The sequence below is a fragment of the Pseudomonas sp. genome, from assembly GCF_030150285.1.
In the GTDB taxonomy this organism is placed as follows: domain Bacteria; phylum Pseudomonadota; class Gammaproteobacteria; order Pseudomonadales; family Pseudomonadaceae; genus Aquipseudomonas.
Genome location: NZ_JASLGE010000043.1, coordinates 57,651 through 77,723, shown reverse-complemented (window position 1 = coordinate 77,723; position 20,073 = coordinate 57,651). Strand labels below are relative to the sequence as shown.

The window sequence follows — 20,073 nt, the reverse complement described above, 5'->3', positions numbered from 1 at the left end:
GAGCTTCGCAGTGCTGTGGCTACTGTTGCTGGTGGCGTTCCTGAGCTGGAACGGGACGCCGATCTTCTTGAGTCTGCCATTCGTGCAGGGCTCCAACGCTGTTACCCGCAGCCACTTCAACAAGACCTTTTCGCCGCGTGACGGGCTTTTCACTGATGCGCCTGAGTGCAGGCTGTATCGGAGTGAGAACTGAGTACCGCCAGCCAGCGCGATAGCAAAGGCTGACAAACGTCATGCAGTTCTCACCCCGATGCAGATGCAGGCCCAGGCTGATGGGCAATAACTGACTGGCACCCATACCGGCATTGCTTTCAGCCGGACAGGAGCGTGGCGATCACGGCTCAGGCTCTGAACAAGGTCAGGACAATCGAAACCCGGAGATCAGCACCGGGCATCTGCATCACCCATTCAACAGGTGGCCACTGCCTCCCCAGTGAGCGAACAACAGGAGATACGGCCATGAAGTAGATCAACGATCCACCTGCGTGGCGTAGCAAGCCTGAAGGCTGCGCCCATCACCCTGACAGGCAGCGGAAAGCAGGGTCGACGATGTGACCGCGCATCAGCCAGGTAACTGGTAGACCCAACCAAAGCAAAGGCGATGTACCGCAGGCGAGTCCGAGGGCATAGCTGGCCAGACTCGACGCATTCCGGGAAGCGCCGGACGCCTGCCCCCTCCCCACTTCTATTACGTCAACACTCACCCCTGCGCCCATCGGCAACCAGCGGGAGGAATGAGTGTTGACGTAATGCAGGCGAACAAACGAATGGAGAGAGTCATGAGCGATAAAGACGGAGGGCCGGCCTTCCCGGTCGCTGACTACGACCACATGGTTTTTGAGCCGAAGACAGTCGCCGAAACGAAGCGTGATTTGTCTGGCATGAGCCTGCGTGACTACTTCGCTGCACACGCCTCCATTGATCACGACGAAGTAGGCGTCTGTTACGCCGTAGCGATTGTTGGTCGCGATATGCCCGACTTTGCAGCTGATCCATTGGGAAACTCTGCGTTCTGGGCTGAATACCGGGCTCGCATGCGCTACATCGAAGCCGACGCCATGCTCGTCGCTCGTTCCGCCTAACCCCAAACACTGGAGGTCGCCATGAGCACAGTTGAAGAAGTCGAAAAAGAGCATGGCTGGACTGAGGAAGAGGCTTCTCAGTGTGGCTGCAACATGCGTGAAGAGCCTTGCAATCGATGCTGGTCATTAGGCTGGGCGCTTGGTGGCGAAGACATCATCAAGCCCACCCCGCCCGCCGAGTAACCCACCATGCGCAACAAACGCCCCGGCACCTGCTACCGCTGCAACCTTCGGGTTGAAGCTGGCCAAGGCCACTTTGAGCGCCACGCCGGTGACTGGCGAACCCAGCACGCCGACTGCGCCATCAGGGCCAGGCAGGCGAAACAGGAACAGCAAGCCAAATAACCCGCCACCCTGGAGGCGATCATGCACCAGAGCATTCAAGTACGCCGCACCATCGTTGACGGCCTGCACCAGCGCTCCCGACTTTCACCAGCAGAGTTCTGCCGCCTGACGGGTCGGTTAGAACCGGTAGTCGTTTTCAGGGTGATCGTGAAGCCTGCGGGTCGTGACTTCTTCCATGTGGTGGACAACCAGACCGGCAAGGTCATGGGCTTTCGTCGCAACCACAACGAAGCCTGCGCCCTAGCGCAACGTCTAGAACTGGAGCAATCCAAGTGAGTCTCCAACAGCGAGACCACGACACAGCGGTCAGTTGGATCAATACCGAGCTGGATGAACTGGCTCGCGCGGTAGGAAGGCCTAACGCCAGCGCAGCCGCTACCTCGTCTATCACGCTCGCATTCATGCTTCGTGTGATTGATGAAGACGAACATCGGGCCTTTCACGCCCGAATTGACAGCATCTACGCCAATCACAACGCATCACAAGCGACTGCTGCATAGCAGCCCTTTACAACGCATACCGCGGCGCTACACGCCGCGTCGGAGGATCTATGCCTCAAGAAAATGAATCTTCCCTTTCCGTCGCAGAGATGCGACTCAGCGCATACGCCGCCCCAACCGCTGAGGTTGAGCGCCAGGAGTTGATGGCTGCCAAACAGCAAGCCGAGCGGGAGCGAATCAGCCGTCTGGCCGGTTCAGCCGAGCTGGTACTGGCGCTGGAAGCCCAGCTTGCAACGGAAGTCGATCACCGAAAACGCGCGCAAGTCGAATCAAGCCACGCCAAAAAAAAGCTGGAGCAGTTGCTCAATGCGGTAAGCGCGGCCGTGGGTCGCGACGTGCGCCCTCTCGGTCTTGTTCACCTAGGTCTAGCCCTAACCGAAAGCAAGTCGAAGCTGGTCACGCTGGCTGACTACATCGACAAATCCATAACGCTGGACGACCTGGTAGTGCTCAAGCGGGTAGCCAGCAATCTCGGAGTGATTCAGCCGCAGACAATGGCTGAATCAGCACAGTTGATGGGTTTGAGTATCAGGAGAGCTGTATGAGCCCGGCAATGGCCGCCCAGGTCGACTGGGCAACGATCGGCGAGTTCTCTCCAGATCGTTTCGCCGGCGAGGCACGCAAAGAATACGAAGACGAAGCCCGCCGCATCCAGCGGCAGTGGGATAACCAACCAAGCTGAGGAACCTCAAATGTTCAAGAAAGCCGAACGCAAGCAGGCCAAGCTACGGCTGGCACTTGCTGGGCCATCTGGATCAGGCAAAACCTACTCTGCCCTTCTTCTGGCCACAGGCCTTGGCGGGCGTATCGCGGTTATTGACACCGAAAACGGCAGCGCCTCGCTCTATGCAGACCTGACTGACTTCGATGCAATGGAGCTACACGCGCCCTATTCGCCAGAACGCTACATTGATGCCATCACCGCCGCCGAGCAGGCCGGTTACAGCGTGCTCATTATCGATAGTTACTCGCATGAGTGGACAGGGTCAGGCGGCTGTCTTGAGGCAAACGAAAAGCTTGCTCATCAGAAGTTCAAGGGCAACACCTGGGCAGCCTGGAACGAAACGACGCCGCGGCATCGTCGGCTGACGGACAAAATCCTCACCAGTTCCCTCCATATCATCTGCACCATGCGTAGCAAAACGGAAACGGTGCAAGGCGAAGGTAAAAAGATCCTCAAGCTTGGGATGAAATCTGAACAGCGCGACGGCACAGATTATGAATTTACTGTTGTGCTGGACCTGACTCATGACGGGCACGCCGCAATGGCAAGCAAAGATCGGACAAAACTCTTTGAAGAGCCGGAACTGATAACTGAAGAGACTGGGCGACGCTTACTTGGATGGCTGAACTCAGGAGTTAGCCCTGAGGAACGAGCCAAAGAATTACTGGTAGATGCTCTGGCTGATATCGCGGCATCCAAAGATATTGCCTCTCTTCAATCCGCCTTCAGTGCAGCAAAAGCAGTCGCATTCGGATTCGACGACCTCATCCAACAGGTTGTAGTCGCCAAAGACAAACGCAAAAACGTACTTTCATCACAAAGGCAATCAGCATGACCGCATATATCTTCGATAGCGAAACTACAGGCTTAAATGATCCCCAGTTGGTTGAGGCTGCATGGCTGAAACTTGATTCAATGGCTGGGCTGTCCATCATCGACCAGTTCTTGGCTCGCTACAAACCGTCCAAACCAATTGAACTGGGAGCTTTGGCTACAAGCCACATTCTGGACGAAGAGCTTGTTGACTGCCCGTCTCACGACACCTTCGCTCTTCCGACAGATACTGCTTTTCTGATCGGGCATAACGTCGACTACGACTGGAACGTTATTGGCCAGCCTGACATTAAGCGCATCTGCACCCAAGCTCTGAGCCGTAAGCTCTGGCCTTCTGCGGACTCGCATACCCAATCGGCCATGATTTACCTGCACTACCGAAGTGAGGCACCCACCCTGCTCCGCAACGCACATGCCGCACTCGATGACGTCAAAAACTGCCATCGCCTGCTGATGAAGATTGTTGAGGCTCTATCGGAAAGACTGGGCCGCCCAGTTGCTGGATGGGAAGAGCTTTGGTTGCTGTCTGAGGACGCTCGAATCCCAACACACATTGGCTTTGGCAAACACAAGGGCATGGCAATTGCTGATCTGCCGAGCGACTACAAGCGCTGGCTGCTCAATCAAGCAGACCTCGATCCATTTGTGCGCAAAGCGCTAACACGCTAACGGTGAGTCATGATCAGCAACCACCTCAATCTGGTTGAACAGCAGCGGCAGAGCGCCGAGGCATTATCAGACCAGGTAGCCCACTACCTTGCGGCGGGCGGGCAAATCGCCCAACTCAAAAGCCCGCCGCGCAACCCTCTCCCATCACCCCGCTCAAACAAAATCGATCCAGACACCATCCTGAAGCGCCGCCGCAAGTCGCCAACGCTGTCCGAGCGCCGCACGCTTCGCAAAATGGCGGACGCATTATGAGCAAGCGAAAACCCTGCAACAGGAAAGTCCAGCTCGAGCGGAGCATGCGCGCTCTGCTCGGCACGAATCACGCCTCAGTCATCAACATCGACCCCAGCGGCCTACAGATCATGGTCCACTGGAAAAGCGGAAAGCAGATCTTGTCGAAGAAAGTTGCCGACGCACTCTGCGATATCCCGCATCGCTGGACGATCCACATCGCTGGAATCTGTGTTCGTCAGGATGGGGCGCAATACATCAAGGCGATCGATGCTAGACCGGTCGGCATTCACTTCGTCGACAAACTCTCGGATGTCATTGAGCACCTCTACAACGAGGTGAAAAGCGACTGCAATCCAAACCATCTGGTTGGCATCGGCTGGCTCGCTGTACCTGGTGTTGTGCCTATCTCTGAAGCTCATCTTTCCGCGTTGCTTGCCTCGATCGGCGCATGGAATCAGGTAAAGGTCGACTCATGCGCCGCATAGCCCGCATCCAACAACGCAAACGCCAAACCTGGCTGGACCTGCCAGCCAGTGGAATTGAATAGGTAGGCCATGGCCAAATCAGTACAGGAACGGTCAGAGAAAGCAGCGGAGAAGACGAGTTGCACATGCATGCCACGGTTGGCACCCGACAGGTATTGGCTGACCTGATGAAGTGGCATCAAAACCCAAAAGCCTTGAAGTTTTTGGCGAGTTCAGCTGCACCGGCCCCAAGCCCAATTGCCAGAACAAAGCAAACCCCCGCCGTTGATATCCGCTTTAGCCAAACGAATGACGGCTCACCAAGCTTCACGCGCTCCCACTCATCTTTGAGAATCTCCTGAGCATATATCGCTATTCGCTCTGAGCGTGCATCCACTTCATCTGCAGGGACTTTTTCTAGACTCCTAAGGCTGCCCAGCAGATTCACATGTTCGTCTGGGTTAAGACGCAATCGAATTCGAGATACTAGCATCCCCATCTCCAGGAACTGCTCTTGCCTGGTGATCAAGTAATCATCGATTTCTGACGGTGGCTTCTCCCTTACATTTTTTGCCATGGTCTTGATTAGACCTAAGTGCGCAACGAGTTGCGACACATCATTTCGAAGTCCATCAATCCACGCCTGCCTGAACTCAGAAGTCTTCTGATCCTTCGCCAGGATTGAAACGACTAGCGAAACTATCCCAGCAATCAGGCTCACGGACAAAGTAACGATAGCTGGAACGATCAAATCTTCTTTCATATTTACACCAGCACAACGAAGTAAGTCGCGTATCAAACACCATGCAAAACCAAATTGCCACCATGCCCAATCCGGTCACGGAGGGCGGCGCTTACCCGAGGTAAACCCATGCCTATTCGCCACAGCATCATCCACCAGATCGACAAGAAGCCCGACGGCTCCCCTGCTGTTCTGCACGTCAGCAGCGCGGAACTGGTTGAATCGCAGGCCACTGAAAACCTGATGAACGACTTCAACGAAGCCTACAACGCCAAGACTGGCAAGGCCTGGGGCTTGTTTCACGCTGAATCAGGTGCCTACCCATTCAGTGGTTGGCTGCGGGCCTATGTCGAGGGTGGCGATTTCATCGAATTCAGCCGCACTGCCGTCGAGCACCTGACAAAGCTGATGGAGGAATCCAACCTCTCTGTTGGTGGCCACGTCTTGTTCGCCCACTACCAGCAAGGCATGACCGATTACCTGATTATCGCCCTGCTCCAGCACAGTGAGAGCATCACGGTTAACGAAGACCTGACCGTCACGACCTCCAAGCATGTGGACTTCGGCAGCATCACCCTGGCTGCCCGGATCAACATCTCGGAATGGCGCAACAACCCAAGCTCACGGCAGTACGTGTCCTACATCAAAGGTAAAACCGGCAAGAAGTCCTCGGAGTACTTCCGCGACTTCGCCGGCTGCCAGGAAGGCGTAGACGGCCCGGGCGAAACACGAACGCTGCTCAAGGCATTCAGCGACTTTGTGGCGGCAGAGGATTTGCACGAAGACAGCGCCCGCGAGAAGACAAGCACGCTGGTCAGCTACTCAATGGCCCAGGCCAAGCTCGGCGAACCAATCACCCTCGACGAACTGTCTGAACTGATCGACGAAGACCGCCCAAAAGCCTTCTATGACTTCATCCGCAACAAGGACTACGGCCTGTCGCCGGAGATTCCAGCGGATAAGCGCACGCTGAACCAGTTCCGCCGATTCACTGGGCGCGCTGAGGGGCTTTCGATCAGCTTTGAGGCGCACCTGCTGGGTTCCAAGATTGAGTTCGACCAGGAAGCCGGAACGCTGACGGTGCGCGGGCTACCAACGCAGCTCACTGACCAGCTCAAGCGGGCTTCCACCTAACGGGGTGATGCAATGAGCACATTTGCAGTGTTTGGAATGACCCGCGACGTTGCGCTGGCCGAGGCCAAGAAGCGCACCAAAGGCACCCGCAAGAACGTGAAAGCTCCAGGTGGTGTGGAGCCAATACCGCTCACTGAATGGTTGGAACTGGTCGAGAAGAAGGCCGATGTGATTATGGGGGGGGGCTGCGGTCCGACAGCTCTCGCCGCTATTCGATGCTCCGCAATACGCCGAACAGTTTATTGAGCTGGCTCGAAAGACCATCCAATGCCGAGACCTGCGCATCAGAGCAAAGCGCGTAATGACTAATGCAGACAACAAGCCAATCATCAACCCAAAGACGAAAGCGCAACGGGTTGGATTCTGTGAATGGCAGCCCGATACCCGCCCCCAATCTGCCTAGCATCCTCCTTCGCTTACACAAACCCCCCCATCAAAAATCACGTCGTCCGGCGAGGTCTACTTATGTCCGCACACCAGAAAAAATACCCCTTCGATTTCAAAACCCAATACGGCCTTGGCTTTAACCCGCAAGACGATGAGATTGTCGTGGATTTCTTCTGCGGCGGTGGCGGCGCGGGTACCGGGCTGGAAATGGGCCTTGGTCGTGCGGTTTCAGTCGCCAAAAACCACAGCCCCGCTGCCATCAGCATGCACACGATCAACCACCCGCACGCAAAGCACTTCACCACCGACGTGTTCGAGGGTGATCCTGACACTGAATGCGCTGGCCGGGCTGTGGGTTGGTTCCATATGTCGCCGGACTGCACGCATCACAGCCAGGCAGCCGGTGGCCAGCCGCGCAAGCGTGAGATCCGCAACCTGTCATGGATCGGCCTCAAGTGGGCGGGCATGAAGCGGCCTCGGGTGATTAGTCTGGAAAACGTGAAGCAGATCCTGCAATGGGGCCGTCTGGTCGCCAAGCGTGACAAGGCCACTGGCCGTGTGATGACGCTGGACCAGGTTCCGCACCCAACCAGCAAGGGCAAGACGGTCAATCGGGTGGCCGATCCCGGCGAACGGGTTCCGGTCGACAACCAATTTCTGGTACCCGACCCCAAACGACGCGGCAGCACTTGGCGCAGATTCGTAGCCCTGCTGGAAGGCATGGGTTACGTCGTGGAATGGAAGGTGATCAAGGCTTGCGACTTCGGGGCACCGACCAGCCGGGAACGTCTGTTTATGATTGCCCGCTGCGATGGCCAGCCGATCGTGTGGCCTGAGCCAACTCACGCCAAGAATCCCGGTAAGGGTCAGCAGAAGTGGCGCACCGCCGCCGAGTGCATCGACTGGACGGAGCCGAGCAAAAGCATTTTCGACCGCCCAAAGTCGCTGGCTGAAGCAACGCTGCGCCGAATCGCCAAGGGCATGATGAAGTTCGTCATAAACAACACCGCCCCATTCATTGTGCCGATCGCTAACTGGTCCGGGGAAACCGTGCAGTCAGCCGACGAGCCGCTGCGAACCATCACCTCATGGCCGCGCGGCGGGTCGTTTGCAATGACCAGCCCGGTCTTTGCGCCGGCTACGCATCATGGCAGCGACCGAGTAAATGACCCAGGCGCTCCGCTCCCGACAATCACTTGCGCCAACCGCGGGGAATTAACGCTGATCAGTCCGATAATGGTTGCCGCTGCTCACGGCGAAGGCAAGCCGGGCGGCGCTCAACGCTGGGGCGACGGGAGCAGATTCGCTGGGGATCCGCTGGCAACGATCACTGCAAGTGGTGGGCACTCAATAGCTGCGGCGCACCTGGTCAAATTCAGGTTTGCAGACGAAGGCAAAGCACTGGATGAGCCCTTGCCTACCATCACCAGCGGAGGCAACTACAAGCGTCCAGCCGGTGCAGCGCATGCAATGGGGGTTTCCACTGTGTTCATGGCTCAGATGAATGGCGGCTTCAACACGACCGCCGCCAAAAGTATCGAAGATCCCATGACCACTGTCACCAACACCGGCAGCCAGCAGCAGCTGGTCACCGCCAACCTGGTGCACTTGCGTGGCAACTGCGATGCCCGGGACCTGAACGACCCGCTGCACACTATCAGCGCTGGCGGAACACACCACGGCTTAATGACGGCATTCCTCGAGCGCCAGTTTGGTGCCAGTGTTGGGCAGCCCGTGGACGAACCAGCGCCAACCATCACGGCGGGCGGTGGCGGCAAAAGCTCGCTGGTTGAACTGCAGCTTTCGCCAGAGATTGAAGCCGGCGCGCTGCGGGTCGCTGCATTCCTGATCAGCTACTACGGCACCAGTGACGCGGGCGATATCGCAGCGCCTGCCGCAACCATCACCACCAGCGATCGCCTGGCACTGGTCACCGTGACCATCAAAGGCACGCCGTATGTGATCGTCGATATCTGCCTGCGGATGCTTCAACCGGCTGAGCTGTACAAAGCTCAAGGCTTCCCGGCTGACTACATCATCAGCCACGGCGCAGACGGGAAGCCCTTCACCAAAACCCAGCAGGTGCATATGTGCGGCAACAGCGTCAGCCCGCCGCCAATGGCAGCGCTGGCCAGAGCCAACGATCCGTGGCGGGTGACTGAACGTCAGGTGAAAGCAGCATAAATCAAGACAGCGGCACCGCCTCGATCCACTCGGGAAGACGAATCAGCAACCGGCTCAATAGGTCAATCAGGACTTGGTACATCAGGTCTGTAATAAATCGCTTCATTTGGTAATGCCTCTGTTTGGTTTGAGACATTGAGCCACCGCCGCCGGATCCATTTCCTCTTGGGTTTTTTCCACGATCTCACTACCGCCCGGGCATGGCCCGGCAAGGACTCCCCATGCCTACAGAAAACAAAACAATCGGACAACTGCGCCTCGACCGGATCATCGCTGCGAACGAATTCATCAGGGTTATTGCTAATTGCGGCCGTCGCTTTTTTCGTAACACGGGCGCGGGGCACGATGCGTACCTAACCCTCAACGCTCGCCGCAACATCGTCTGGCTGTTTGACGACTACACCGGTGCTCGCATCAACGTTGTAAAAGAAGGTCGCTGGGATGGTTTCTCACACGGCGGCACCCTCAAGAGCCTGGCCGGTTCTATCGGTGCGTTCGTGCTCAGCGGGAAGACGATGCGCTACGGATATTTCCAGCCAACCATGGATAACGGCTTCGAGAACCCTTGGGGCTATGGCGGCGACATATTGATTGTTCGCGATGAAGGCGTCCGCCTTGGACTAATCCGAAAGCCGGATATCCAGCAGGAGGCAGCATGACCGCCCTACGCCGAACCGTCCGGTTACGCGGCGCGCCCATGCGCCCGCTGGATCTTCAAACCGTGTGCGACCAATGCAACAGATCACGCGCCCACGGCGATCACACTAAATGCAGCAAGAAGCGCCAGGCCGAAGCGGCTGAGCGGCGCGCACGGGAGAAGTCATGAGTGAAGTAAGGCGCTGGAAGCTGAAAGGCTTTATCCCTGGCATCGAAGGCGAGACGAAGGCTGTATTCCAGCCGACCGTAGTTCTTGCTGAAGACTGCGACGCCGCACTGGCCCGCGAGGCTTCCGAGACCCTACGTGCAAATGAGGCTGAGCGGCGCGAGGCTGCTTTGCGGGAAGAGCTGGATGGCGTGAAATACACGCGCCGAAAGTTTCGCCAAGAGCGTGACGCCCTTCAACAGCGCCTGACCGACGCAGAGCAGAAGCTGGGCGAAGCCTATGAGTGGGGCTACACAGACGGACAGAACTGTCCAAACGGCTGCAGCGACAAAGCTGACCGCGACAAGTGCGTGGCTGAATTGCTCAAGCCGGAGGAAGGGTCGTGAGCAAGTACCGAATGACAACGGTTGTCAGCATCACCCAAAACTTTCGCCTCAATTATCCATGGGCCTACACGCTGAAATGCGGGCACACGCTCTTCGGGCAGAAGAGCCGACCAAGGCCGAATTCAAGGGATCGCTACCCGAAACATCCAACAATTATGCGCTGCCGAGAGTGCTATCCATGACCAACAAACAAACGATTGACGGTGTACCGGTGAAGCTGCCTGAGTTGAAGGACGGCAACGGCCCGTCGCTTTCCAATCATCGCAGCTACAACCAAGGCTGGAACGCATACGCAGAAGCCGTGCGCAGACTTGGCCCCCTGTTCGCCGCCCAGCCCCAAGGCGAGGTTGGGCCGGTGGCGTTTGTGTGTGATGCAACTACAACGCATCACAGCTGCCCTGAAGGTTGCGGAGACACTCTCAGTGAATGGCTGCCGGTCGGAACCGAACTCTACGCCCACGCAGATGCTGGCGAGGTTGAGCGGTTGCGAGCAGACCTTGCAAGCGCCAATGCCGACAAAGCAGCCTACGCGCAGAACGCTATTGACCTGCGCGCCCAACTGGCCGAGCGGGATGCGTTGTTGCGTGAGGCGTCAGGATGGGTAAAGAAAAACAGCTTCCACGGCACCGATGCGATTGAGTTGTGGGAGCGTATCGACGCCGACCTCTACACCAGCGCAGAGACAAAGCCACGGGGTGAGGCGGTGGCGTGGAAAATAATGTACACAGGCAGCGATACCTTGCAGCGCTTTACCGAGGAAAAGAAAGCGATTGAGGCCATCGGGTCAGACTATCGCTATTACGCCGTACCGCTCTACGCCGAGCAGCCCGCGCCGGTAGCCATTGAGGCCGCAAAAGCCTTCGCCAAAGGGTTCAATACTCTTGAGTCGGGCGGCGGCAAGTACCGAATCAACATGCAGTTCCAAAGCCGCGAAGACGCCTGGGGCGCATTCACCGCGCTCGCACATCTGAAGCAACTCAACACCCCGCAATAACCCCGCCCTCTCCCAATTCAAAGCCAGCCGCTATAGCGGCCAAGGATGAGTCATGCCTGAAGAAATCAAATTGATCCAGCCGGCCCCTGTCGTGCGCGACGAATACGGCATGTTCGCTCACCCCGATATGCCCGACTTCGACGAGGGCGACGGAGACAAGGTGAAAACCTGGGTTGCCGAGCAGGCGCTAGAAGTGGCCATGGTCAGCATCGAATACGCGGACCAAGCAGTTGCTGATCGTTATTTTGAAGCCGGCGACCCGGACTGTAGCTACTGGGAGCCGGATCTGCCTGATGGCGAAGGCTGGTTCTGCTTGGCCATTCACGACGCTGACGACGGCCCGGTCTGCTGGTGGGCTCGACGAGTGGTGACACCATGAAACTTACGGACAAGCAGCAAAACATCCTCGACGAGCTACGCAAGATCGGTCGTGAAAACGCATACCGCTACCGGGGCGTAACTCCCTACCTACATCAGAATGATTGCGAGAAGCTCGCAAGAGGCGATCAGGCATGCGTCTTCGGCTTAGGCGGGCTCACCTATCAAGTTGGAGGTCGCCTGAACATTAACCCCAGCGCTGTACTGAGCGCCTTTAAGGCGTTACAGCGCAAGGGATTGGTGCTTTGCGAAGAGTCATACCCAGATTACCAGCGAGCGCGTTACTGGTGGCCCACTGGCTTGGCCGCCGAACTCTCAATCGCATTATTATCTGCTGGAGAGGTGGCATCATGAGCAACACCAAAGAGCGCCCCGCTCTGTTTAACGGCGACATGGTTCGCGCCATCCTGGAAGGCCGGAAGACAGTTACGCGGCGAGCAATCAAGGTTCAGCCGCATATCGATGCCAGCGGCAATTTCTGCGTAGGCAGCTCCAACTACGGGCAGGACCTTTGCGGCAAGCCTGTGACCAAGCATTTCGTCAACGGCTGCTGCCCCTACGGCAAGCCCGGCGACCGGCTGTGGGTGCGCGAGACTTGCTTCATCAATGATTACCGCGAATCCAGCGTGCCGGAGGGCGAGCGCGCAGATTGTGAAATCCACTACCGTGCCGACGGCATTCCTGATTTTGAGGGTGAAGAAGAACTGATCCGTTGGCGACCCAGTATCCACATGCCCCGCTGGGCCAGCCGCATCCTGCTGGAGGTCACCGACGTGCGCGTCGAACGGTTGCAGGACATCACCGAAGAGCAGGCTCTGGCCGAGGGCATCAAAAAGCATTCGGACGGCGGGTATCACGTCGAAGACGGCAAGTATTACTCAGACAGCCCGATCGAGTCATTTGCAGGGCTGTGGAGCTCTGTCGGCGGCGACTGGGACGCCAACCCCTGGGTATGGTGCGTTAGCTTCAAGCGGGTGACGCCATGACCGCCGCAGCCAAAATCCTCGACCCCTGCTGCGGCAGCCGCATGTTCTGGTTCGATAAGGGCGACCAGCGCACCTTGTTCGGCGACATTCGCGATGAGCAACATGTGCTCTGTGATGGCCGGGTTTTGAACGTTGAGCCCAATGTCATCATGGATTTCCGCAACCTGCCTTTCGAGGACGGCGCTTTCAAGTTGGTGGTGTTCGATCCACCCCACTTGACCCGCGCCGGTCGTGATAGCTGGCTGCGGGCCAAGTACGGAGTCCTAACGAATGACTGACGGGACGACTTGAGCAAAGGTTTTGCCGAGTGCTTTCGCGTGTTGGTCACCGATGGCGTGCTGATCTTCAAATGGAATGAAACCCAGGTGAAGGTCAGCGAGATATTGACTCTCACCGATCAGGCCCCTCTCTTCGGTCACAAGTCCGGTAAGCGCGAGAAAACACACTGGATAACGTTCATGAAGCGGTAGCGCCATGACCAAAACGACCAAAGTAAAGACCGAAGACCTGGCCGGGGCCGCCCTGCTATGGGCCATTGACTCAATCGAAGGTACTCCCCCGCCTTTGCCCGGCCAGATGCAACTCCCCTTCGCCCGCCAGATCGACCCAGCCACGGTCGACAGGCTGATCGCCAAGTACAACGTCTGGGTCGAGCCTGGGTGGAGTTACAAGTGGCTGGCCAATGCGCGCGAGGATCGTGACCCGTGCGAGCGAATGCCCGGTGAAACGCGGGAGGACGCAGTCCTGCGCGCCATCATCGCCGTGCAACTCGGCAGTCTCGTAAGCATTCCCGCGGATCTCAATTAATCAGCTGTAAACCCAAACTTTACAACTCAATCAGCCTGCCGGTAACCGGCGGGCGAGGTGCGCGTGCATGAGCAAACAAGCCGTGAAAAAAGACATCTTCGATGAAATGACCAAGGAAGAGTTGGTGGCCTGGATCAGGCAGCGACATTTCTTCTCAATGCCAAAGCGAAGCGAGCTGTTGTATCTGCGCTGGGAAAGGCAGTCAGCGGACGTCCTCGAAGCAATGGAAAAGGAGAATAGAGCGCTCGACGGATACGACTTCAAGGAGCGCGACCGTTTAGCCGTCAGATTCAACGAGTCGACCGACGCCAAAGAGAAACTGCGACTTTTGGAACTGATTGAGCCGTACGACGCGGCAATGTCGGCCCACATCAAGCGATCGCAAGGCCTCCAAAAGAAAAGTGAAAAGGTCGACGCGCTGTATGCGCAGATCGATATCGAGCGCGAGAAAGAAAGCCGTAGCCGATCAGCATAGCCCTCCCAATCCGCAATCCACCCTCTGCCGCCCAGCGCGGCGGCATGGAGACATATCAATGAATACTGAATTTCTGCTACTGGCACAGTACGGCGGCCAAGCTATCATCCCGCTTGAGCGGGTGTGTGCCGACTACTTCAGTCATCTGACGCCTGAAAAAATGAAGATGAAAGTGGCGGCCGGCCAAATCGACCTGCCGCTCGTTCCGATGGAGCGCAGCCAAAAGTCAGCGCGAGGCGTTCACCTCAAAGACCTGGCGGCCTATATAGATGCACAACATTCTCGCGCTCGCACAGAGCACGACAAGCTAATGCGAGGCTCTAGCTTTCGTCGCGTCTCTTGATTCGCTTCTGGGCGTCGATAATGGGGCCCGTGATTATCCTCTCCAGCCAAGGCCAGTCTTTGTACGGGTCGCCATCCCCTTTTAAATGCGTGTATCGACGCATTGAGTTCCAATCCCGGTGCCCAGATACAGAGGCCACTTTAGGGATATCCCAACCCACTTCAAATAGACGACTAACACCATCATGACGTAGGTCGTGAAAGTGCAGGTCTTCGATTTCAAGAAAGCGGCAAGCGCGTGTGAATGCTGCGGATACTGAGCGCGAGTTGTACGGAAAAACATCTTCTGCGACCTTGGGCATTGATTTCATGATTTGCCAAGCCTCATCAGGTACAAGGCACCAAATGTTGTTTCCGTACTTCTGGCCAGGGTTTTTCATATCCGTAATAAGGACCATCTTGCGGACCTCATCAATGTCGGCCCATTTGATGCGGGTTATCTCTTCCTGGCGGCGCGTAGAGAAAAGAGCAAACGCTGTCACGCGCACCATGTCTATCTCTTGCTTGCGCCTGTCGCGCATTTCGCTGAAATACTCAAACAGCTTGTCTAGCTCTTCCAATGTAGGTCGACGGTTCCTTTCCTTGCTACGAGTGACCGCCCCCATCTTGCGCAAAACTTTGCGAGCGTCCGGCATGGCCATCGGGTCAATGTCATACCCCCACGCGGGGCGCGCGACTGAAAGGACAGCCCCAAAGTGAGCCAGGTCATTGCCGACAGTCTGAGCCTGAATTCCATCGTCCTTCATTCGACCGTTCGCGTACTCAACCAGCTTTTGGCTGGTTATCTCTTTGTCCTCTAGTTTGCCAAGCCACGTTTCGCCGATCGCTTTCAGCGTTGCTCGCTTTGTCTTGCCCAGAGGCCTCAGCTTCTCGTATTCAAGAAGGTACCGGTCAATCATTTCCTTGACCGTGACGCCTGAACGATTGGCTTTGGTTATTGCGCCAGGAGCAGCCATTTCTGTCTCAACACGCTTGACCCAGGCGAGCGCAGACGCCTTACGGTCGAACGTCTGGCTTTCCTGATAAACTGTGACGCCTTTTTGCATGATCCGGACCTGCGCGTTGTAAGCGACAGACCCGTCCTTGCGCTTGCGAACGGTTATAGAGCCCATTTTTTGCTGAACGCCTGAATGATTTTGCTGATTTTCAGCAACACCATATCAAAAATAAGCAAAAAAGGTGGTAAACGGTAGTGAATGAGAGTTACCCAAATGCACACAGAACCCACAGAAAACCTAGCCCATCCAGTAGATCCGGTAGTTAGGAGGTTTTCTGTTGCACCCATGATGGATTGGACTGATCGTCATTGCCGTTTTTTTCTGCGCCTGTTGTCCCGGCATGCCTTGCTCTACACCGAGATGGTGACGACGGGCGCTCTGTTGAACGGTGACGCGCAACGTTTTCTGCAACACGATGAGGCTGAGCATCCGTTGGCGTTGCAGTTGGGCGGGAGTGTGCCGGCGGATCTGGCAGCCTGTGCGCGAATGGCGCAAGCCGCAGGGTATGACGAGGTAAATCTTAATGTCGGCTGCCCCAGTGATCGGGTGCAGAATAATATGATCGGTGCCTGTCTGATGGCGCATCCGGCGCTGGTGGCCGATTGTGTGAAGGCGATGCGTGATGCGGTGTCTATTCCAGTCACGGTGAAGCACCGTATTGGCATCAATGGCCGCGATAGCTATGAAGAGCTGTGCGATTTTGTCGGCACGGTGCGTGATGCCGGTTGCGAAAGTTTTACCGTGCATGCCCGCATTGCCATTCTTGAGGGACTGTCACCCAAGGAAAACCGCGATATTCCGCCGCTGCGCTATGACGTTGCCGCTCAGTTGAAAGCAGACTTTCCAGCGTTGGAGATTATTCTCAATGGCGGGATTAAAACACTGGAGGCGTGCCAGGCACATTTGCAGTGCTTTGACGGGGTCATGCTGGGTCGCGAGGCTTACCACAACCCGTACCTGCTGGCGCAGGTCGATCAGCAGCTGTTTGGTAGCAATGAGCCGGTGATCTCGCGGGCGCAAGCGTTGGCCCAATTACGGCCTTATATCGCAGCGCATATCGCGGCGGGTGGGGCCATGCATCACATCACGCGGCATATCTTGGGCCTGGGCCAGGGGTTTCCCGGTGCCAGGCGCTTCCGCCAGTTGCTGTCAGTGGATATTCACAAAGCCAAGGATCCCTTGGCGCTGCTGGACCAGGCGGGCGCGTTGCTGGAAGGCCGTTAAGCGGCGCATTGATGACAAGGGGCCGTTCCTTCACAGGACGGCCCCTTTTTCACGCAGGTGCCGGTCAATGGCGCTCTAGCGCATTCACCAGGTCATGGAACGCTTCACGATTGGAGTCATTAAGCCCCATCAGAATTTTGTGCGCCTCCAGCACCTTGACCCGCACCACCTCTTCAGAGAGGTCCTGAGACGGCAGGTCGGTCAGGCATTCAGGGCGAGGAATGGGCTTGCCGATGATGTTGAAGACCTGGTCAAAACCCATCGATTGCAGCAGGCGGGTGATGTCTTCATGGGTTGTGACAACCGTCGGCAACAGGCCGACTTTTTGCCGCGACAGAATCGACAATTTGGCCAGCAAACCCAGCGTGGTGCTGTCAATACTGCGGGTTTCGGTCAGGTCGATCACGATGGCGGTGAAATTCAGCGCCGTGAAGATCCTTTCGATTGTCGCATCCAGGGCCGAACATAACGTCAGACGCACTTCACCCACAAACTTCAGAATGAACGTGCCATCCTGTTCGGCGAACTGAATTCTACCGGTACTCATTTAAGATTCCTGCTCAACACCAACAGGGCGATATCATCCGGCATCTCCCCGAGCGTAGCCAATCCAAAAACCTGACGCAGACCATCCAGGCTGCCACCTGCTGCTTTTACCCGTTGCGGTAAGGCAGCTTCTTTCTCTTTGAGTGTCTGTTCAGTCAAAAGGTCCAAAACGCCATCAGACATGAGCGTCAAACTGAAAGTCTCCGGCAATTTCAGAACATGGTCCTCATACGTGGCTTCGTTGAACAAACCAACGGGCAACCCGCGCCCTTCCAGGTAGCCCACGCTATCGGGCGTATACAACACCGGCAGCGGTAAATGGCCACCAATGCTGTAGGTCAGCAGGCCGGTTTCCTCATCGATCACACCGCCCACCATGGTCACATGCTTGCCGAGCTTGCAGTTGATCAGGCCCCGGTTGATGTGACCAAGCACTTCGGACGGTTTGAACTCTGGCAGGGTGCCATTACGCTTGGACTCAAACAGCAAGCGCGTGGTCATGAACTTGAGCAGCACCGTGACAAACGCTGACGAAGCACCATGGCCGGAAACATCGGCGAGGTAGAACGCAACGCGCCGCTCGTCGACCCTGAAGTAGTCCACAAAATCACCGGACAGGTACAAGGACGGAATAATCTGGTGGGCAAAGTCAAAGTCAGCAATGGACCAGGGGCTGACCGGAAGCATGTTCATTTGAACCTGCCGGCCCGCATTCTGGTCTTCCTGCAGCAAGTGCAGGCTGGCCTCCAGCTCACGGTTGGTCGACTCCAACGTGTCACGATAGCGCTGGTTTTCAAGCAACAGCCTTGAACGGTCCAACCCGCGATGAACAGAATGTTCAAGAACCGCGAGGTCTTCCAACGGTTTGATCAGGTAGTCGGCAGCCCCCAGACGCAGCGCCTCAACCACGTCGCTCATCACGCCAGCACCGGAAATCACGATCACGGGCGTTTGCGGCGATCGCAGTGAAAGCTCGCGGATCAACTCCAGGCCACTCATGTGTGGCATACGCAGGTCGCAGATCACTAAGTCTGGCTGCGCTTGCTCGAAGACCTGAAGACCCTGCACGCCGTTACCGGCTTGCAGGACGCTGAAACCGCTGTCTTCCAAGTAGGCCGCCAGACTGGCGCGTACTACTTCGTCGTCGTCAATGATCAGCAGCGTGGCACTGGTTTTTTGCATGAGGGCAAACGGCGCCAGAATGGGGTTGGCGTTTGAATCCGAACAGCTCGGACCCAACGACTGAATTGGCTTGTGAACATCCCTGATTCAAACCGACCATTGGGGTCATTTGTATAAAGGTGCCCGTGTAAGGCGCAGACGGTACTCCCATCCGCGGGGGGTTTCAAGCTCAGGTCGATGGCGGTTTTAAAGGGTCATTGCGTTAAATGCCCGCGGGTTATAAGAACAATGCGCGCAGCAACTAAAAGAGAGGTTAGCCACGACCCGATTCCCGTATTTCCCGCCTTGTACCCAATAAAAACGGCCCGAAGGCCGTTTATGCGGTCACGTCGCACGCTTTAAAAATCGTCTTCGACCTGGCCGTCCTTGACTTTGAACTCACGGCTTTGCAAGTACGCATTTCGAATGAAAATATACTTGTCACCGGTAATCAACTTTTCAGCGGACAGTAAACTGGCGCGTTTATCGATGATTTCCAGGCCGGTCACGCTGTTACGCCATGACACATCATTGATGTAACGGTAGGGTTCGGTGAAAGAATCCGGATAAAGGCCGACCGTGTCACGTACGGTGCTGGGGCCCAGCAGCGGAAGCACGACATAGGGACCACTCGAAACGCCCCAACGACCCAAGGTCTGGCCGAAGTCTTCGCTGCTGCGCTGCAAGCCCATTTTGGTGCCCACATCAAAGAAACCACCCACGCCGATAATGGTGTTCATCAGCAAACGGGCGGTGTCCACACCGGCAGCCTCGGGTTTGGCCTGCAAGATGTTGTTGGCCAGGTTGCGCACGTCACCGAAATTTCGGTACATGTTGTGGATGCCATCTTCCAGAAACTGCGGCGTGACGTACTGGTAACCCTGAGCCAAGGGCTTCAGCGCGTAGGTGTCAAGGGTGTCGTTGAACTTGAAGACCACACGGTTAAAACCTTCCCATGGATCATCTTCAGTGGCGGCATTGGCAGCGAACGGGACCATTGCCACACCGACACACACACATAATTGAGCGAGACGTTCAGTCAAGCGCATAGTAAAACTCCTAGAAGATACTTAACACGTGGGCGCTACGCGCCAAGTCCGGGCGTGAGTATAACGGCAATTGGACCATAGATAGCGCCCAAACAAACGCCCTGAGCGCACAACCGCGCCGCATAACCATCGACAGCCCCGCGCAGACGCGTCGAAAGCCCGTTTTTTTTAACCCTCAGCGACACACAGAAGAGCCCGGCGTTTAACAGAGAACATGCATACAAGCCGCGAGTGGATTAATCTGCACGTAACGTACAGACCGTTTGCTCAACACAACGGTCAAACCAGAGCCTATCAATAAAGGATACATGCTATGTCCGCCCGCGAACTGCAAGAACAACTCAACTCTCTGCGCGAGCACATCGAAAGGAACCCGCCACTCTCTGCCGAAGAGCGCGCCCAACTGAATGACCTCGCTCAGCAGATTGAAGCCAAGATTCAGCTCGAGACCGCCACTCAAGACCAAAGCCTGTCAGATAACGTCAATTTGGCCGTTGAGCGTTTTGAACTGGAGCACCCGGCCCTGGCCGGAACGCTGCGCAATATTGTACAAACACTGGGCAATATCGGTATTTAAGCCCTCTAAACAACAAAGCCCCGGCTCA

At 56.5% G+C, this 20,073-nt stretch carries 30 protein-coding genes and 1 pseudogene; 24 read left to right on the top strand and 7 right to left on the bottom strand.

Annotated features, from left to right (window positions below):
• Positions 1-779: 779 nt before the first annotated feature.
• On the top strand, positions 780-1,082 hold the full coding sequence (locus tag Q1W15_RS10260; protein ID WP_300727325.1) for a hypothetical protein: 303 nt from the start codon (positions 780-782) through the stop codon (positions 1,080-1,082).
• 126 nt (positions 1,083-1,208) lie between these two features.
• On the opposite strand, the gene Q1W15_RS10255 is transcribed toward Q1W15_RS10260, so the two are convergent.
• A complete protein-coding gene (locus Q1W15_RS10255) occupies positions 1,209-1,454 on the bottom strand; it encodes a hypothetical protein (protein WP_300727322.1) in 246 nt (81 codons plus the stop codon).
• Between Q1W15_RS10255 and Q1W15_RS10250 the strand changes: the two genes are divergently transcribed.
• The 7 genes from Q1W15_RS10250 to Q1W15_RS10220 all read left to right on the top strand — a co-directional run bounded on the left by Q1W15_RS10250 (position 1,449) and on the right by Q1W15_RS10220 (position 4,873).
• Positions 1,449-1,703, top strand: a complete 255-nt coding sequence (locus Q1W15_RS10250) for a hypothetical protein (RefSeq protein WP_300727319.1) — start codon at positions 1,449-1,451, stop codon at positions 1,701-1,703. The two genes, Q1W15_RS10255 and Q1W15_RS10250, sit on opposite strands and share 6 nt — an antisense overlap.
• A 274-nt stretch (positions 1,704-1,977) precedes the next feature.
• A complete protein-coding gene (locus Q1W15_RS10245) occupies positions 1,978-2,472 on the top strand; it encodes a hypothetical protein (protein WP_300727316.1) in 495 nt (164 codons plus the stop codon).
• The gene (locus Q1W15_RS10240; RefSeq protein WP_300727313.1) at positions 2,469-2,609 is read left to right on the top strand and encodes a hypothetical protein; all 141 of its coding nucleotides are present in this window, start codon (positions 2,469-2,471) and stop codon (positions 2,607-2,609) included. The genes Q1W15_RS10245 and Q1W15_RS10240 overlap by 4 nt, the downstream gene beginning before the upstream one ends.
• Before the next feature lie 10 nt (positions 2,610-2,619).
• Entirely contained in the window at positions 2,620-3,486 is an 867-nt protein-coding gene (locus Q1W15_RS10235) for an ATP-binding protein (RefSeq protein ID WP_300727310.1), read from the top strand.
• Entirely contained in the window at positions 3,483-4,154 is a 672-nt protein-coding gene (locus Q1W15_RS10230; protein ID WP_300727307.1) for a 3'-5' exonuclease, read from the top strand. The genes Q1W15_RS10235 and Q1W15_RS10230 overlap by 4 nt, the downstream gene beginning before the upstream one ends.
• 9 nt (positions 4,155-4,163) lie before the next feature.
• The gene (locus Q1W15_RS10225; RefSeq protein WP_300727304.1) at positions 4,164-4,406 is read left to right on the top strand and encodes a hypothetical protein; all 243 of its coding nucleotides are present in this window, start codon (positions 4,164-4,166) and stop codon (positions 4,404-4,406) included.
• 44 nt (positions 4,407-4,450) lie between these two features.
• Positions 4,451-4,873, top strand: coding sequence for a hypothetical protein (locus Q1W15_RS10220; RefSeq protein WP_300727301.1), 423 nt, complete (start codon positions 4,451-4,453; stop codon positions 4,871-4,873).
• Here the strand turns inward: Q1W15_RS10220 and Q1W15_RS10215 are convergent.
• Positions 4,843-5,052 carry a hypothetical protein gene (locus Q1W15_RS10215; RefSeq protein WP_300727298.1) on the bottom strand — a complete coding sequence of 70 codons (210 nt, stop codon included), beginning with the start codon at positions 5,050-5,052 and terminating at the stop codon, positions 4,843-4,845. The two genes, Q1W15_RS10220 and Q1W15_RS10215, sit on opposite strands and share 31 nt — an antisense overlap.
• On the bottom strand, positions 5,052-5,615 hold the full coding sequence (locus Q1W15_RS10210; protein ID WP_300727295.1) for a hypothetical protein: 564 nt from the start codon (positions 5,613-5,615) through the stop codon (positions 5,052-5,054). Before Q1W15_RS10210 ends, Q1W15_RS10215 begins: the two co-directional genes overlap by 1 nt.
• A 108-nt stretch (positions 5,616-5,723) precedes the next feature.
• On the opposite strand from Q1W15_RS10210, the gene yejK reads away from it, so the two are divergent.
• The 14 genes and pseudogenes from yejK (at position 5,724) to Q1W15_RS10140 (ending at position 14,491) form a co-directional block, all read left to right on the top strand.
• Positions 5,724-6,728: a nucleoid-associated protein YejK gene (yejK, locus tag Q1W15_RS10205; protein ID WP_300727292.1), complete on the top strand. Its 1,005-nt coding sequence runs from the start codon at positions 5,724-5,726 to the stop codon at positions 6,726-6,728.
• Between the two features lie 12 nt (positions 6,729-6,740).
• Positions 6,741-6,974 (top strand): hypothetical protein, encoded by a 234-nt coding sequence (locus Q1W15_RS10200; RefSeq protein ID WP_300727289.1) that lies wholly within the window; start codon positions 6,741-6,743, stop codon positions 6,972-6,974.
• A gap of 219 nt (positions 6,975-7,193) precedes the next feature.
• Entirely contained in the window at positions 7,194-9,299 is a 2,106-nt protein-coding gene (locus Q1W15_RS10195; protein WP_300727286.1) for a DNA cytosine methyltransferase, read from the top strand.
• A 221-nt stretch (positions 9,300-9,520) separates the two neighbouring features.
• The gene (locus Q1W15_RS10190; RefSeq protein ID WP_300727283.1) at positions 9,521-9,958 is read left to right on the top strand and encodes a hypothetical protein; all 438 of its coding nucleotides are present in this window, start codon (positions 9,521-9,523) and stop codon (positions 9,956-9,958) included.
• A complete protein-coding gene (locus tag Q1W15_RS10185; protein ID WP_300727281.1) occupies positions 9,955-10,125 on the top strand; it encodes a hypothetical protein in 171 nt (56 codons plus the stop codon). Before Q1W15_RS10190 ends, Q1W15_RS10185 begins: the two co-directional genes overlap by 4 nt.
• Positions 10,122-10,508, top strand: coding sequence for a hypothetical protein (locus Q1W15_RS10180; RefSeq protein ID WP_300727278.1), 387 nt, complete (start codon positions 10,122-10,124; stop codon positions 10,506-10,508). Before Q1W15_RS10185 ends, Q1W15_RS10180 begins: the two co-directional genes overlap by 4 nt.
• A gap of 178 nt (positions 10,509-10,686) precedes the next feature.
• On the top strand, positions 10,687-11,502 hold the full coding sequence (locus Q1W15_RS10175) for a hypothetical protein (protein ID WP_300727275.1): 816 nt from the start codon (positions 10,687-10,689) through the stop codon (positions 11,500-11,502).
• 52 nt (positions 11,503-11,554) lie between these two features.
• On the top strand, positions 11,555-11,881 hold the full coding sequence (locus tag Q1W15_RS10170; RefSeq protein ID WP_300727272.1) for a hypothetical protein: 327 nt from the start codon (positions 11,555-11,557) through the stop codon (positions 11,879-11,881).
• Entirely contained in the window at positions 11,878-12,234 is a 357-nt protein-coding gene (locus tag Q1W15_RS10165; RefSeq protein ID WP_300727269.1) for a hypothetical protein, read from the top strand. Before Q1W15_RS10170 ends, Q1W15_RS10165 begins: the two co-directional genes overlap by 4 nt.
• On the top strand, positions 12,231-12,866 hold the full coding sequence (locus Q1W15_RS10160; RefSeq protein ID WP_300727266.1) for a hypothetical protein: 636 nt from the start codon (positions 12,231-12,233) through the stop codon (positions 12,864-12,866). Before Q1W15_RS10165 ends, Q1W15_RS10160 begins: the two co-directional genes overlap by 4 nt.
• Positions 12,863-13,336: pseudogene (locus Q1W15_RS10155) on the top strand (class I SAM-dependent methyltransferase). The gene Q1W15_RS10160 and the pseudogene Q1W15_RS10155 overlap by 4 nt, the downstream one beginning before the upstream one ends.
• A 4-nt stretch (positions 13,337-13,340) precedes the next feature.
• Positions 13,341-13,673, top strand: a complete 333-nt coding sequence (locus Q1W15_RS10150) for a hypothetical protein (RefSeq protein WP_300727263.1) — start codon at positions 13,341-13,343, stop codon at positions 13,671-13,673.
• 67 nt (positions 13,674-13,740) lie between these two features.
• A complete protein-coding gene (locus Q1W15_RS10145; RefSeq protein WP_300727260.1) occupies positions 13,741-14,148 on the top strand; it encodes a hypothetical protein in 408 nt (135 codons plus the stop codon).
• 58 nt (positions 14,149-14,206) lie between these two features.
• Positions 14,207-14,491: a pyocin activator PrtN family protein gene (locus Q1W15_RS10140; RefSeq protein WP_048370299.1), complete on the top strand. Its 285-nt coding sequence runs from the start codon at positions 14,207-14,209 to the stop codon at positions 14,489-14,491.
• Here Q1W15_RS10140 and Q1W15_RS10135 read toward each other — a convergent pair.
• Positions 14,469-15,602, bottom strand: a complete 1,134-nt coding sequence (locus Q1W15_RS10135) for a site-specific integrase (protein ID WP_300727249.1) — start codon at positions 15,600-15,602, stop codon at positions 14,469-14,471. The genes Q1W15_RS10140 and Q1W15_RS10135 overlap by 23 nt on opposite strands.
• A gap of 99 nt (positions 15,603-15,701) precedes the next feature.
• On the opposite strand from Q1W15_RS10135, the gene dusA reads away from it, so the two are divergent.
• Positions 15,702-16,712, top strand: coding sequence for a tRNA dihydrouridine(20/20a) synthase DusA (gene dusA, locus Q1W15_RS10130; RefSeq protein WP_300727246.1), 1,011 nt, complete (start codon positions 15,702-15,704; stop codon positions 16,710-16,712).
• Between the two features lie 64 nt (positions 16,713-16,776).
• Here the strand turns inward: dusA and rssC are convergent, their stop codons facing one another.
• The 3 genes from rssC to Q1W15_RS10115 form a co-directional block, all read right to left on the bottom strand.
• On the bottom strand, positions 16,777-17,259 hold the full coding sequence (rssC, locus tag Q1W15_RS10125; protein WP_300727243.1) for an anti-sigma factor antagonist RssC: 483 nt from the start codon (positions 17,257-17,259) through the stop codon (positions 16,777-16,779).
• Positions 17,256-18,440 (bottom strand): two-component system response regulator RssB, encoded by a 1,185-nt coding sequence (gene rssB / locus Q1W15_RS10120; protein ID WP_300727240.1) that lies wholly within the window; start codon positions 18,438-18,440, stop codon positions 17,256-17,258. The genes rssC and rssB overlap by 4 nt, the downstream gene beginning before the upstream one ends.
• Before the next feature lie 338 nt (positions 18,441-18,778).
• Positions 18,779-19,468 (bottom strand): VacJ family lipoprotein, encoded by a 690-nt coding sequence (locus tag Q1W15_RS10115; RefSeq protein WP_300727237.1) that lies wholly within the window; start codon positions 19,466-19,468, stop codon positions 18,779-18,781.
• A 313-nt stretch (positions 19,469-19,781) separates the two neighbouring features.
• Here Q1W15_RS10115 and Q1W15_RS10110 point away from each other — a divergent pair, with 313 nt between their 5' ends.
• Positions 19,782-20,045 (top strand): DUF4404 family protein, encoded by a 264-nt coding sequence (locus Q1W15_RS10110; RefSeq protein WP_300727234.1) that lies wholly within the window; start codon positions 19,782-19,784, stop codon positions 20,043-20,045.
• The last annotated feature ends 28 nt before the right edge of the window (positions 20,046-20,073 follow it).